General features: G+C 46.2%; 9 protein-coding genes, 1 tRNA gene and 1 other RNA gene. 10 read left to right on the top strand and 1 reads right to left on the bottom strand.

Annotated elements, in window-relative coordinates; all coding sequences use genetic code 11:
- Positions 1–376 precede the first annotated feature (376 nt).
- From RWS24_RS00930 to rpsU, 3 genes are all read left to right on the top strand, one after another.
- Positions 377–1,108: a polyphosphate polymerase domain-containing protein gene (locus RWS24_RS00930; RefSeq protein WP_314364651.1), complete on the top strand. Its 732-nt coding sequence runs from the start codon at positions 377–379 to the stop codon at positions 1,106–1,108.
- An 11-nt stretch (positions 1,109–1,119) separates the two neighbouring features.
- Positions 1,120–1,803 carry a DUF4956 domain-containing protein gene (locus RWS24_RS00925; RefSeq protein WP_314364648.1) on the top strand — a complete coding sequence of 228 codons (684 nt, stop codon included), beginning with the start codon at positions 1,120–1,122 and terminating at the stop codon, positions 1,801–1,803.
- A 147-nt stretch (positions 1,804–1,950) separates the two neighbouring features.
- The gene (rpsU, locus tag RWS24_RS00920; protein ID WP_000048054.1) at positions 1,951–2,127 is read left to right on the top strand and encodes a 30S ribosomal protein S21; all 177 of its coding nucleotides are present in this window, start codon (positions 1,951–1,953) and stop codon (positions 2,125–2,127) included.
- Positions 2,128–2,239: 112 nt separating this feature from the next.
- On the opposite strand, the gene mscL is transcribed toward rpsU, so the two are convergent.
- Positions 2,240–2,623, bottom strand: coding sequence for a large conductance mechanosensitive channel protein MscL (mscL, locus tag RWS24_RS00915; protein ID WP_002895947.1), 384 nt, complete (start codon positions 2,621–2,623; stop codon positions 2,240–2,242).
- Between the two features lie 154 nt (positions 2,624–2,777).
- Here mscL and dnaG point away from each other — a divergent pair, with 154 nt between their 5' ends.
- The 7 genes from dnaG to RWS24_RS00880 all read left to right on the top strand — a co-directional run.
- The gene (gene dnaG / locus RWS24_RS00910; protein ID WP_314364644.1) at positions 2,778–4,562 is read left to right on the top strand and encodes a DNA primase; all 1,785 of its coding nucleotides are present in this window, start codon (positions 2,778–2,780) and stop codon (positions 4,560–4,562) included.
- A 2-nt stretch (positions 4,563–4,564) separates the two neighbouring features.
- Complete coding sequence (gene rpoD, locus RWS24_RS00905) at positions 4,565–5,677, top strand: RNA polymerase sigma factor RpoD (protein ID WP_002897871.1); 1,113 nt, start codon at positions 4,565–4,567, stop codon at positions 5,675–5,677.
- Positions 5,678–5,803: 126 nt separating this feature from the next.
- Positions 5,804–6,142, top strand: coding sequence for a metal-sulfur cluster assembly factor (locus RWS24_RS00900; protein WP_002897870.1), 339 nt, complete (start codon positions 5,804–5,806; stop codon positions 6,140–6,142).
- Between the two features lie 81 nt (positions 6,143–6,223).
- Positions 6,224–6,572, top strand: a transfer-messenger RNA (tmRNA) gene (ssrA, locus tag RWS24_RS00895).
- 166 nt (positions 6,573–6,738) lie between these two features.
- On the top strand, positions 6,739–7,584 hold the full coding sequence (locus tag RWS24_RS00890) for a DUF695 domain-containing protein (RefSeq protein ID WP_125409676.1): 846 nt from the start codon (positions 6,739–6,741) through the stop codon (positions 7,582–7,584).
- Positions 7,585–7,622: 38 nt separating this feature from the next.
- A tRNA-Ser gene (locus RWS24_RS00885) sits at positions 7,623–7,710 on the top strand.
- A gap of 200 nt (positions 7,711–7,910) precedes the next feature.
- On the top strand, positions 7,911–12,348 hold a 4,438-nt coding region (locus RWS24_RS00880), incomplete at its 3' end, for an accessory Sec-dependent serine-rich glycoprotein adhesin (protein WP_314364865.1).

Here is a 12,348-nt window from a genome sequence, read left to right as displayed (position 1 = left end):
TAGAGGATTCTGCCAGTTTAAGTTTCTTAAAAGCTTAGACTGGTAGAATTTTATTATCTTCTCAAAGGGGGATTTGGCAATCCTCCAAGAGCAGTTAGTCATCAGTTTATCTTTTATTTTAGGTCAATTTTGCTTACAGTTTGCACTTCGTTTCCTAATGCTAAAAAAACTGAAAGATTATTTATCTTTTTTCTTGACATTTATAAACGACAATTGTAGAATATACTTATAAACTACATTTGTAGAATGTTTTTAAAAAATACTGCTTGGAAAGGAGAAGAAAGAAAGCTTATCCAGACGCTTGTAGGTGCAGAGCGGAAGCTCTATTTCTTTTAAAAGCACAAACTACATTTGTAGAATCAAAGGAGAATTCAAAATGAAACAAAAGCAAATCCAAACAAACTTCCAACGGATCGAAACTAAGTATATTCTTGACCGAGCAATGCTAGCTCGTCTTGAGGCTGATATGAGGCCTTACCTTACCGCAGATGATTATGCGACTTCAACCATTTCCAATGTGTATTTTGATAATGATGAGTTCCAGATGATTCGGGATTCCATTGCCAGAAAAGGTGGTCGTGAAAAGATGCGGATGCGCACTTATGCTGAGCAGCCGAATGATGATAGTCAAGTTTTCTTGGAAATCAAGAAGAAACGTGATGAAGTAGGCTTCAAATACCGTTTAGTTTCCAATCCTTTCTCTGTGACCAACTATATTGTGAATGGTGTGGCAGACCATACTATTTCTGATGACCGGGTCAAGGCAGAAGTAGAACAGTTACAGGAGCGCTATCTAGACTTGAAGCCAAAAATGGTGATTAGTTATGACCGCTACTCTATGAGAGGCTTGGAAGATAAAAAGGTACGTGTGACAGTTGATTCCAACATCCGCTACCGAGATTATGATGTAGATTTGGCTTCAGGCCGCTATGGACTGCCCTTACTGGAAGATGACAAGGTGATTATGGAAATCAAGGTTCCTGGTCAATATCCTCAGTGGTTGGCTGATATTCTCAATAAATATGGACTAGAAGACCAGTCCTTCTCAAAATACGGCAAAGCCTACCTGCAAACTAAAGAAAGGCTGACTCAAACAGTCAAAGCCTAAGGGGGTAGTCTATGCTCAATCAGTTATTTAACAGTATCTATTCCTCCACAGAGGTCAAGATTAATCCTTTGGCATTGATTTTTTCACTAGCTACCAGTGTGGTTTTAGGAATTATCTTGGCCAAGGTCTATAAGCGCCAAACGATTTATACCAAGGAATTTGTCGTCACCCTCTCCCTTTTGCCAGCCATCATTTCTATTATCATCTTCTTGGTTAATGGAAATCTGGGTACCAGTGTCGCCGTAGCAGGGACTTTCAGCTTGATTCGTTTCCGCTCAGCCGCAGGTGGCTCCAAGGAGCTTTTAGCCATCTTTATGGCGACGGCTATCGGGATTACAACAGGGATGGGATTTGTAGCATTGGGAATTGTCTTTACTCTAGCTATTTCAGGCATCTGGATGCTCTTTGAAAAGATGAGCTTTACTTCAGCCAGTCAGACCAGACGTTATGTTCAGGTCCAAGTTCCAGCTGACTTTGACTACGAAGTACTCTTTGATGCTATCTTCGAAACGGCTTGTAAATCAGCCGAACTGACCTCTCTCAAGTCGGCTGAAAAGAAGTCTATCAAGCTGGACTATGTTGTTGACTTGAATCCTGACATAAGCGACAGAGAGCTCATTCAGCAGTTCCTGTTCTACGATAAGGTTCAGGACATTTCCCTTTCCAAAGCCGCTAAGAAACGCAAAACATTATAAAGCACTAAAGACCAGCTGCAATATGACAGCTGGTCTTCTTAGTCTAAAAAGAAGGGGAAATACATCTAAGTTACAGAAAAAAACTTGACACTCTTTTCTATGTGTGGTATGATTATATAGATTTTGGACTTGAAGGGAGTGAAAAAAATGTCAAAAACAGTAGTACGCAAGAATGAATCACTTGATGATGCACTTCGTCGTTTCAAACGTGCGGTTACTAAAGCTGGTACTCTTCAAGAAACACGCAAACGTGAATTCTATGAAAAACCTTCTGTAAAACGCAAACGCAAATCAGAAGCAGCTCGTAAACGTAAAAAATTCTAATTGAACAAAAAAGCAGACTCCGGTCTGTTTTTTGTTTTCACTCTTTGGAGAGAAGATGATGATTGTGTGCAATAAGGCAAAAAAATCACTGATTTTCATCAGTGAATTCTCTTTATTTTTTCTCAGCCAACAAAGCTTTGATTTCTTGTAGGACTTCCAATTCAGTTGGTCCAGCTGGCGCTTCTTCAGCTTCTTCCTTCTTCTTAGCAAGGCTTTGTGCTTTTTCAGCAGACTTGACGATGAAGAAGAGAACAGTACCGATTACCAAGAAGTTAATCACGGCGCTCAAGAAGTTACCATAAGCAATCCCGTTCCATTTCAATTGAGAAATTTGCTCCAAGTTTGCAGCTTTCAAAATTGGATTGAGGAAGAGAGGAGTGATTACGTCAGTAATCAAAGAAGTGACGATTGCTCCAAAGGCGTTGGCGATGATCACACCGACTGCCAAATCAATCACGTTCCCGCGCAACAAGAATTCTTTAAGATCCTTTAACATTCTTTCTTTCCTTTCAAGAATTTATTAATGAGATTATATTATAGCTTATTTATATGACAACTACAAGATATTTGCTTGTCAAATATTTTACATTTGCTTCATTTTGTTATAAAATATAGAATGATATTCTATGATAAATTGGAGGTATTGTCTCTTGATTGATAAAGAAATCATTTCTGAAATTAAAAACAGCGTCAATATCGTCGATGTCATAGGAGAAACAGTAGCCTTGACTAAGGCTGGGCGGAATTTTCTGGGACTCTGTCCCTTTCATGGCGAAAAGACGCCCTCTTTTAACGTTGTAGAGGACAAGCAGTTTTATCACTGTTTTGGCTGCGGCAAGTCGGGCGATGTCTTCAAATTCATTGAGGATTATCGAGGCGTTTCCTTTATGGATGCTGTGCAGATTGTAGCAGAACGGGCAGGGATTCCCTTGGCTGTGGAGACAGCGGGCGATGACCAACCGAGACAAAGCCATCCGCATCAAGCTCTCTACGATATCCATACCGAGGCAGCGAAGTTTTACCATGCGGTCCTGATGACGACCAAGATGGGAGAGGAAGCGCGGGCTTATCTCTACCAGCGGGGTCTGACAGATGATGTTCTCAAGCATTTTCAAATCGGGCTAGCTCCTAATGAGGGGAATTATCTTCATAAGAGTATGGCTGGCAAGTTTGATGAGAATACCATCATGAACTCAGGCCTTTTCAATCTAGCAGAGAATAATCTGGTCTATGATGCCTTTCAGAAACGGATTATGTTTCCACTGACCAATGACAGCGGTCAGGTTGTGGCTTTTTCCGGACGGATTTGGCAGGCAGCGGCTACTGATGGTCATCAGGCCAAGTACAAAAACAGTCGCAGCACCGCTATTTTCAATAAAAGCTACGAGCTCTATCATCTGGATAAGGCCAAGCCGGTTATCAAGAAGAGCCATGAGGTCTATCTGATGGAAGGCTTCATGGATGTGATTGCGGCTTATCGGGCCGGGATTGAGAATGCTGTGGCCTCAATGGGAACAGCTCTGACGCCTGAGCATGTCCAGCATCTAAGCAAGTATTGCAAGAAGATTATCCTGTCTTACGATGGAGATAGGGCAGGACAGGCAGCGACTGCAAAGGCTTTGGATGAGCTGAAAGATATGACGGTGGAAATTGTTCGGATTCCGGATAATTTGGACCCCGATGAATTTCTCGCTAAAAATTCTGAGGAAGACTTGCAGCATTTGCTGAGTAAAACGCGAATAAGTAATGTGGAGTTTCTGCTGCATCATCTGAAACCAGATAATATTGAAAATCTGCAGGCTCAGATTGAGTTTGTAGAGAAGATGGCACCGATTATTGCGAAGACCAAGTCCATCACAGCGCAGAACTCCTATATATACATGCTGGCTGAGTTGCTGCCGGACTTTGACTATCAGCAGGTGGAGCAGACGGTGAATAACAGCCGGCTGGCTGAGCGCTCTAGTCGCAGTCAGGAGGCGCCCACTCAGCAGTCTCAACCAGTCGTCATGCAGTTTTCGCCTTCGAACCGGCTGAGTCAGCTGACGAGGGCGGAAAATCATATCTTCCACCGCATGATGCATCATCCTTTGATTTTGAACCAATATCGGCTGAGAGAAGACTTTTTCTTTGACTCTGAGGAGTTACAGGCCTTGTATGAGATTTTGCTGGCAAATGGTGAGGTGACACCGCAAGATTTGTCCCAGCTGCCAGATCATGTCCAGCAGGCTTGGTACCGCGTCTTAGAAGAAGATTTGCCTGATGAGGTTTTGGAAGATGAATTGAAAGAAGTGGAAGAAACAAGAGAGCGGGAGATTTTGCGCAAGCATAATCAGTTTATTAGTAAGAAGATTCGAGAAGCCTCTCACAGCGGAGATACGGATACAGCCTTGTCTGAGCTAGAGCGCTTGATTGAGCAAAAAAGAAGAATGGAGTAGGAATGGCTACAAAACAAAAAGAAGTAACAACATTAGACGTTCAAATTGCAGAATTTATCCGCAACCACAAGCAGACAGGAGTTGCGACAGATGATGAAATCAATGACCAACTGGTCATTCCTTTCACTTTGGACGCTGATGGGATTGAGGATTTGCTGCAGCGCATCCAGGATGCTGGTATCTCAATTACAGATAAAGAAGGAAATCCCAGCGCGCGCGTCTTAAATAACGAAGAGGAAGAAGCGGAGCTGACGGATGAAGAGCTCTTAGGCAGCAATTCAGCCAAGGTCAATGACCCGGTCCGCATGTATCTGAAAGAAATCGGGGTTGTGCCGCTTCTCAGCAATGAAGAAGAGCAGGAGCTGGCTATCTTGGTAGAACAGGGAGACTTGGAGGCCAAGCAGCGTCTGGCTGAGGCCAATCTTCGTCTGGTTGTTTCCATTGCTAAGCGCTATGTCGGCCGTGGTATGCAGTTCCTTGACTTGATTCAAGAAGGAAATATGGGGTTGATGAAGGCCGTTGATAAGTTTGACTACACCAAAGGATTTAAGTTTTCAACTTATGCAACTTGGTGGATTCGTCAAGCCATTACCCGTGCGATTGCTGACCAAGCTCGGACTATTCGGATTCCGGTCCATATGGTGGAAACCATTAACAAGCTGGTCCGCGAGCAACGTAATCTCTTGCAGGAATTAGGGCAAGACCCAACACCAGAGCAAATCGCTGAGCGGATGGATATGACACCTGACAAGGTTCGTGAGATTCTCAAGATTGCTCAAGAGCCGGTTTCTCTGGAGACACCTATCGGTGAAGAAGATGACAGTCATCTGGGAGACTTTATCGAAGACGAAGTGATTGAAAACCCAGTCGACTATACAACTCGTGTCGTCCTTCGTGAGCAGCTGGATGAAGTATTGGATACGCTGACAGACCGCGAAGAAAACGTCCTACGTCTGCGCTTTGGTCTGGACGACGGCAAAATGCGGACCCTGGAAGATGTCGGCAAGGTCTTCAATGTCACCCGCGAGCGGATTCGCCAGATTGAAGCCAAGGCCCTGCGTAAACTCCGCCATCCAAGCCGCAGCAAACCACTCAGAGATTTTATCGAAGATTAAGAACTAAGAGCACAAGAAGGGGGAGAAATTTTCAGTAGGAAGCGTCAAGCCGGAAGACCTAGCTGAAAACAAAAGCCCCCTCGAGCTAATTTGAAATTTCTGCTATATCTATAAGGAGGATATTGCATGTCAGAACAAAAATACAGCCCTGAAGAAGTTGAAAAGATTAAAACGCGTATTTTAGAGAGCTTGGAGCAAGTCATTGACCCTGAGCTGGGGATTGACATTGTCAATCTGGGCCTAATCTATGAAATCCGTTTTGACGAGACCAATGGGGAAACGGAAATCGATATGACCCTGACAACCATGGGATGCCCTCTGGCGGATCTTCTGACTGACCAGATCTATGATGCTATGTCAGATGTTCCAGAGGTTACTAAGACTGATGTTAAGTTGGTTTGGTACCCAGCTTGGACGGTGGAAAAGATGAGCCGTTATGCTCGAATCGCTTTGGGGATTCGCTAAGAACTGATAGTAAGTACTAGCCTGCTGTGTGCAGGCTTTTGCTTTTTTTGAGGGATTCTGTTATAATATTCCTATTGTCTCGGGGTCGTTACGGATTCGACAGGCATTATGAGGCACATTTTGCGACTCATCTAGCGGATGTAAAACGCCAGTTAAATATAACTGCAAAAAATAACAATTCTTACGCTTTAGCTGCCTAAAAACCAGCCAGCGTGACCCGATTCGGATTGCTTGTGTCTGATGACAGGTCTTATTATGAGCAAGCTACGGCAAAATCTGGTCTAGGGATTTTGCAAGAGAATTATAGACTCGCTTGACTTGGGCTTGAGCTATGTGTCAAAGTTAAGTTAAATCAATACATAGCCTATGGTTGTAGACAAATGTGTTAGCAGGTGTTTGGACGTGGGTTCGACTCCCACCGGCTCCATTATTTTAAAGCCTTTCTAAAACGTTGAGAAATCAGCGTTTTTTGCTTTTGCTATGTTCAGGGAATCTTGATTTCTGTTTGAAAAAGTAATACAATGATGTTAGTGATGACAAAGGAAATATTGGTATTTCTAATTGGTCAATTTCATAAGTATTAAGGGAAGTTGGATATGAGTTTTTTTAAGAATCTGTTTGGTAAGAAACAAGAACAAGAGGAAGAGAAAGTAGAAAAGGTAGAAGAATCAGTGCTTGATGTGCCTTCTGAAGATCCTTTTCCGAGTGAGTGGGGATCTTTCTCAACTTATATTGATGACAAGTTGGCTAGTATCCGTCTGAATCTAGCTCTTGCTGATGAGGCACCCTATCCTCTCTATACCCATGCTATGAGACTCAAGATATCGCTCCTCCAGTACGATGGGGAGACGGGTTTTCCATCTAGTGAAGAGTTTAAGGAGCTGAATGTGATTGAGGATCGGCTTTCTGAGGCTTTGAGCCAGGTCGGTGGCATTCATGTTGGTGTGATTACGACAGATGGAAATATTGAGTTTTACTACTATCTGCAAGACAAGAAAAGCCATCTGGAGCCAATTGCAAACGTGATGCGCGACTTTCCAGACCGCCGCTATGACTCAGCGACCTTGGAAGATGAGGAGTGGGATCAGTACTTTGACTTTCTCTATCCTAATGAATACGAGTATCAGACCATTCTCAACCAGCGGGTCTGGTATCAGCTGGAGCAGGAAGGTGATGACCACACTCAGGAGCGCGAGATTGACCATTTGGCCTATTTTGCGTCTGAGGAAGACCGAGATGGTTTTCTTAAGGAAGTTGAAGCGTTGGGCTATAGCCTTGTATCTGCTGAAAAGATAGAAGATGCGGACAAACCATATCAGCTGCACGTGATTCGTATGGATACGACGGAAATCTTTGATTTGAACCAGAATGTTTGGACTTTGGTTGAATTTGTGAAAAAATTTAACGGAAACTATGGCGGTTGGGGCTGTAATGTGGTATAATGGTTAAAGTTTTGAGAAAGCTGGGCTTTCTCTTTTGTGGAAGATTACTCAAGAGGCTTAAGAGGCTGTGTTGGAAACGCAGTAGGCGTGTAAAAGCGTGCGTGGGTTCGAATCCCATGTCTTCCGTTATCATATGCAAGAAACGCTGTTTGGCGTTTTTTCTATTTATTGAAGGAGATGAAAGTTGCTTTAATATGAATATTTTTGGAAATGCTTGAAAACAATTTCAGCAAAAAAAATAAGTAATTTATTGTTCATTTTATATAATAGTGTGGTAAAATGGGATTAATGGATTTTTAAAAAGGATATAAATTAAAGGGAGAATTATGTTTTTTAAACGTCAAAAAGGTAAGTACCACGAAGTAGAGCGTGTGACTCGTTTTAAGCTGATTAAATCGGGTAAGCATTGGCTGCGTGCTGCGACATCACAGTTCGGCCTTTTTAGATCAATGAGAGGGGGAGGCCTTTCATCGATCGAGCTCAAGGTAACGGAAGAACAAGTTACCGATAAGAAGAGCGGCATAGACTTTTTGAGGGGCATTGTCGCCACGGGAGCCGTGCTGGGCGGAGCTGTTGTGACAAACACAATCGTCCATGCGGAAGAAGAGCAGGCTCTGGAAAAAGTCATTGACACGACAGACGTTTTAGCGACACGTGGTGAAACAGTTTTAGGAGAAGAAAGCAGTGCTGCTGAAGCAGCGACCGCAACGGCAAGCTCACATACTGAGTCAGAGTCTGTATCAGATACATCCTCAGCCAGTGCCAGTGCTTCTGTCAGTGCGTCTATCTCTGCCAGCATTTCAGCTTCAGAGTCAATGTCACAGTCTAGCTCTGCTTCTATCAGTGCCAGCACATCTCAGTTAGTCTCAGATTCCTTAAGTGTATCTGAGTCTCTTTCAGTATCTTCAAGTACATCTGATTCAGTGAGTGCATCTCAGCCAGCATCGACCTCAGCTAGCTCCAAGTCAGAATCTACTGTAAACAGTCAAAGCGCATCATCTGAAACCAATAGGTCTTCGACTAATAATGGCTCAGCCAGTTCCTCAAGTGAAACGGCTCGTGTTCGGAAACGTCGTGATGTGGCAAATGCTGTTGATACAGAAGCTCCTGAGGTTACAACAGGAGATTATGTAGTATATAGAGGCGAATCTTTTGAATTTTATGCAGGAACTACAGATAATAGCGGTCAAGTTAATGCTGTTATCATCCGTAATGTTGAAAGAAATAAGCAGGGGCAGTTTTATCTTTCACCTGACTGGTTACAATATTCTACAGATAATCTGGGACAACCGGGCAATGCTACGGCTCAGAATCCTCTTCGAACTAGAATATTTGGTACCGTTCCACTAGATAACCCTATTGGTATTTATACTCGTTATATGCTTGGAACAGATCCTAGTGGCAATGAAACTAAAATAAACCCTATTGATAGCCGAAATGGTTTTGAAAGATTTATCCTCACTGTAAAAACTCAAAATGAAAAGTATGATCCTGCAGATCCGACAATAACGTTTGTAAATAATCTTTCTAACCTATCTACAAATGAGAGAAATGCTGTAGCTGCTGCGGTTAGAGCAGCAAATCCTAATATACCTGCTACAGCTACGATTTCTGTTTCTGCAAACGGAACGGTTACCATTACTTATCCAGATAAATCTAAAGATACTATTTCTGCGGATAGAGTAGTAAAGGATCTTGCATCAAGTCGTTCAGCTTTAACATCAGCTTCTACATCCGCCTCGACCAGTGCTTCAGTGTCTGCAAGTACCTCAGCGTCTCTTAGTGCATCGACCTCAGCGAGCCAGTCTATTGTAGATAGTAAATCGGCTTCTGTAAGTGCATCAACATCCGCAAGTACGTCTGCCTCGACGAGCGCATCAGTCAGCGCCAGCACGTCCGCGTCGACAAGTGCATCTGTATCAGCCAGCACGTCAGCATCAACTAGTGCGTCAGTGAGTGCAAGTACGTCCGCATCGACCAGCGCGTCAGTAAGTGCAAGCACCTCCGCTTCAACGAGCGCGTCAGTAAGTGCAAGTACTTCAGCGTCAACGAGTGCATCAGTTTCAGCAAGCACGTCTGCTTCAACGAGCGCGTCAGTAAGCGCAAGCACATCGGCTTCAACCAGTGCGTCCGTATCTGCAAGCACTTCAGCGTCGACAAGTGCATCCGTATCTGCCAGCACGTCTGCTTCAACCAGTGCGTCAGTGAGTGCAAGTACCTCGGCGTCGACGAGCGCGTCCGTAAGCGCAAGTACCTCAGCGTCGACGAGTGCATCCGTATCTGCCAGCACGTCTGCTTCAACCAGTGCGTCAGTCAGCGCAAGTACGTCAGCGTCGACAAGTGCGTCAGTGAGCGCAAGTACCTCAGCGTCCACTAGTGCATCAGTAAGTGCAAGTACGTCTGCTTCAACGAGTGCATCTGTGAGTGCAAGCACCTCAGCGTCGACGAGTGCGTCCGTATCTGCAAGTACTTCAGCCTCAACCAGTGCATCTGTGTCTGCAAGTACGTCCGCATCAACGAGTGCATCCGTATCAGCAAGTACGTCTGCTTCAACGAGCGCATCGACAAGTGCTAGCACGTCGGCATCGACGAGTGCGTCAGTATCAGCAAGTACGTCCGCATCAACGAGTGCGTCAGTATCAGCAAGTACGTCCGCATCAACGAGTGCGTCAGTGAGTGCAAGTACGTCTGCCTCCACGAGTGCCTCTGTATCTGCAAGCACGTCTGCATCAACCAGCGCTTCTGTATCCGCAAGTACCTCCGCCTCCACGAGTGCGTCTGTAAGTGCAAGTACGTCCGCTTCAACGAGTGCCTCAGTGAGCGCCAGCACGTCAGCATCCACAAGTGCATCTGTGTCAGCAAGTACCTCAGCGTCCACTAGCGCATCAGTAAGTGCAAGTACGTCAGCATCCACAAGTGCATCCGTATCAGCAAGTACCTCAGCGTCCACTAGCGCATCAGTAAGTGCAAGTACCTCAGCGTCCACTAGCGCATCAGTAAGTGCAAGTACGTCAGCGTCCACTAGCGCATCAGTAAGTGCAAGTACGTCTGCTTCAACGAGCGCATCAGTAAGTGCAAGTACGTCTGCTTCAACGAGCGCATCAGTAAGTGCAAGTACCTCAGCGTCGACGAGTGCGTCAGTATCTGCAAGCACGTCGGCCTCCACGAGCGCGTCCGTAAGTGCAAGTACGTCTGCTTCAACGAGTGCGTCAGTGAGCGCAAGTACGTCTGCATCGATGAGTGCGTCAGTAAGTGCAAGTACCTCCGCCTCCACGAGCGCGTCCGTAAGTGCAAGTACGTCCGCTTCAACCAGTGCCTCAGTGAGCGCCAGCACCTCAGCGTCCACCAGTGCATCTGTATCTGCAAGTACCTCAGCGTCTACTAGCGCGTCAGTGAGCGCAAGCACGTCAGCGTCCACGAGTGCGTCAGTAAGTGCAAGTACGTCTGCCTCAACGAGCGCCTCAGTAAGTGCAAGTACGTCTGCTTCCACGAGTGCCTCAGTAAGTGCAAGTACGTCAGCGTCAACGAGTGCGTCGGTAAGTGCAAGTACGTCCGCTTCCACGAGTGCGTCAGTGAGTGCCAGCGCGTCCGCTTCAACGAGTGCATCCGTATCTGCAAGTACGTCAGCCTCAACGAGTGCGTCAGTAAGCGCAAGCACATCGGCTTCAACAAGTGCCTCTGTTTCTGCAAGTACCTCAGCCTCAACGAGCGCATCAGTAAGTGCAAGTACCTCGGCGTCCACGAGCGCGTCAGTGAGTGCCAGCACATCTGCATCAACAAGCGCGTCAGTGAGCGCAAGTACCTCGGCGTCAACTAGCGCGTCAGTGAGTGCAAGTACTTCAGCGTCGACAAGTGCGTCCGTTTCAGCAAGTACCTCAGCATCGACGAGTGCATCCGTATCCGCAAGTACGTCCGCCTCAACAAGTGCGTCAGTGAGCGCAAGTACCTCGGCGTCCACGAGCGCGTCAGTAAGTGCAAGTACCTCAGCGTCTACCAGCGCATCCGTTTCAGCAAGTACGTCCGCGTCGGCGAGTGCATCCGTTTCAGCAAGTACGTCCGCGTCTACCAGTGCTTCTGTATCCGCAAGTACTTCAGCGTCAACAAGTGCATCTGTATCAGCAAGTGAGTCTGCTTCCACGAGTGCATCCGTATCTGCAAGCACGTCCGCGTCAACGAGTGCGTCAGTGAGTGCCAGCACGTCCGCGTCAACAAGTGCGTCCGTAAGCGCAAGCACGTCCGCTTCAACGAGTGCATCTGTGAGTGCAAGCACCTCAGCGTCCACCAGTGCATCCGTATCTGCAAGTACGTCTGCTTCCACGAGCGCATCAGTTTCAGCAAGCACGTCCGCATCGACAAGTGCGTCCGTAAGCGCAAGTACCTCAGCCTCGACGAGTGCGTCGGTATCCGCAAGTACCTCAGCGTCCACGAGTGCATCTGTGAGTGCAAGCACCTCAGCGTCGACGAGCGCGTCAGTCAGCGCAAGCACATCTGCGTCCACGAGCGCATCGGTAAGTGCAAGTACCTCAGCCTCGACGAGTGCGTCGGTATCCGCAAGCACGTCCGCTTCAACGAGTGCATCAGTAAGTGCAAGTACGTCTGCCTCAACGAGCGCGTCAGTTTCAGCAAGCACGTCCGCATCGACAAGTGCGTCCGTGAGCGCAAGTACGTCAGCTTCAACGAGCGCATCAGTAAGTGCAAGTACGTCCGCGTCAACCAGCGCATCCGTTTCAGCAAGTACCTCCGCGTCGACCAGTGCGTCCGTTT

Origin of the sequence: uncultured Streptococcus sp. (assembly GCF_963528215.1) — a bacterium.
Lineage (GTDB): Bacteria > Bacillota > Bacilli > Lactobacillales > Streptococcaceae > Streptococcus.
Note: the sequence above shows the minus strand (reverse complement) of the source record. Positions and strands in the feature narration are given on the sequence as shown.

Excerpts from the sequence above, each read along its gene's own strand:
- RWS24_RS00930 (WP_314364651.1), top strand. The coding sequence starts at position 377 with ATGAAACAAAAGCAAATCCAAACAAACTTCCAACGGATCGAAACTAAG.
- RWS24_RS00925 (WP_314364648.1), top strand. The coding sequence starts at position 1,120 with ATGCTCAATCAGTTATTTAACAGTATCTATTCCTCCACAGAGGTCAAG.
- rpsU (WP_000048054.1), top strand. The coding sequence starts at position 1,951 with ATGTCAAAAACAGTAGTACGCAAGAATGAATCACTTGATGATGCACTT.
- mscL (WP_002895947.1), bottom strand. The coding sequence starts at position 2,623 with ATGTTAAAGGATCTTAAAGAATTCTTGTTGCGCGGGAACGTGATTGAT.
- rpoD (WP_002897871.1), top strand. The coding sequence starts at position 4,565 with ATGGCTACAAAACAAAAAGAAGTAACAACATTAGACGTTCAAATTGCA.
- RWS24_RS00900 (WP_002897870.1), top strand. The coding sequence starts at position 5,804 with ATGTCAGAACAAAAATACAGCCCTGAAGAAGTTGAAAAGATTAAAACG.
- RWS24_RS00890 (WP_125409676.1), top strand. The coding sequence starts at position 6,739 with ATGAGTTTTTTTAAGAATCTGTTTGGTAAGAAACAAGAACAAGAGGAA.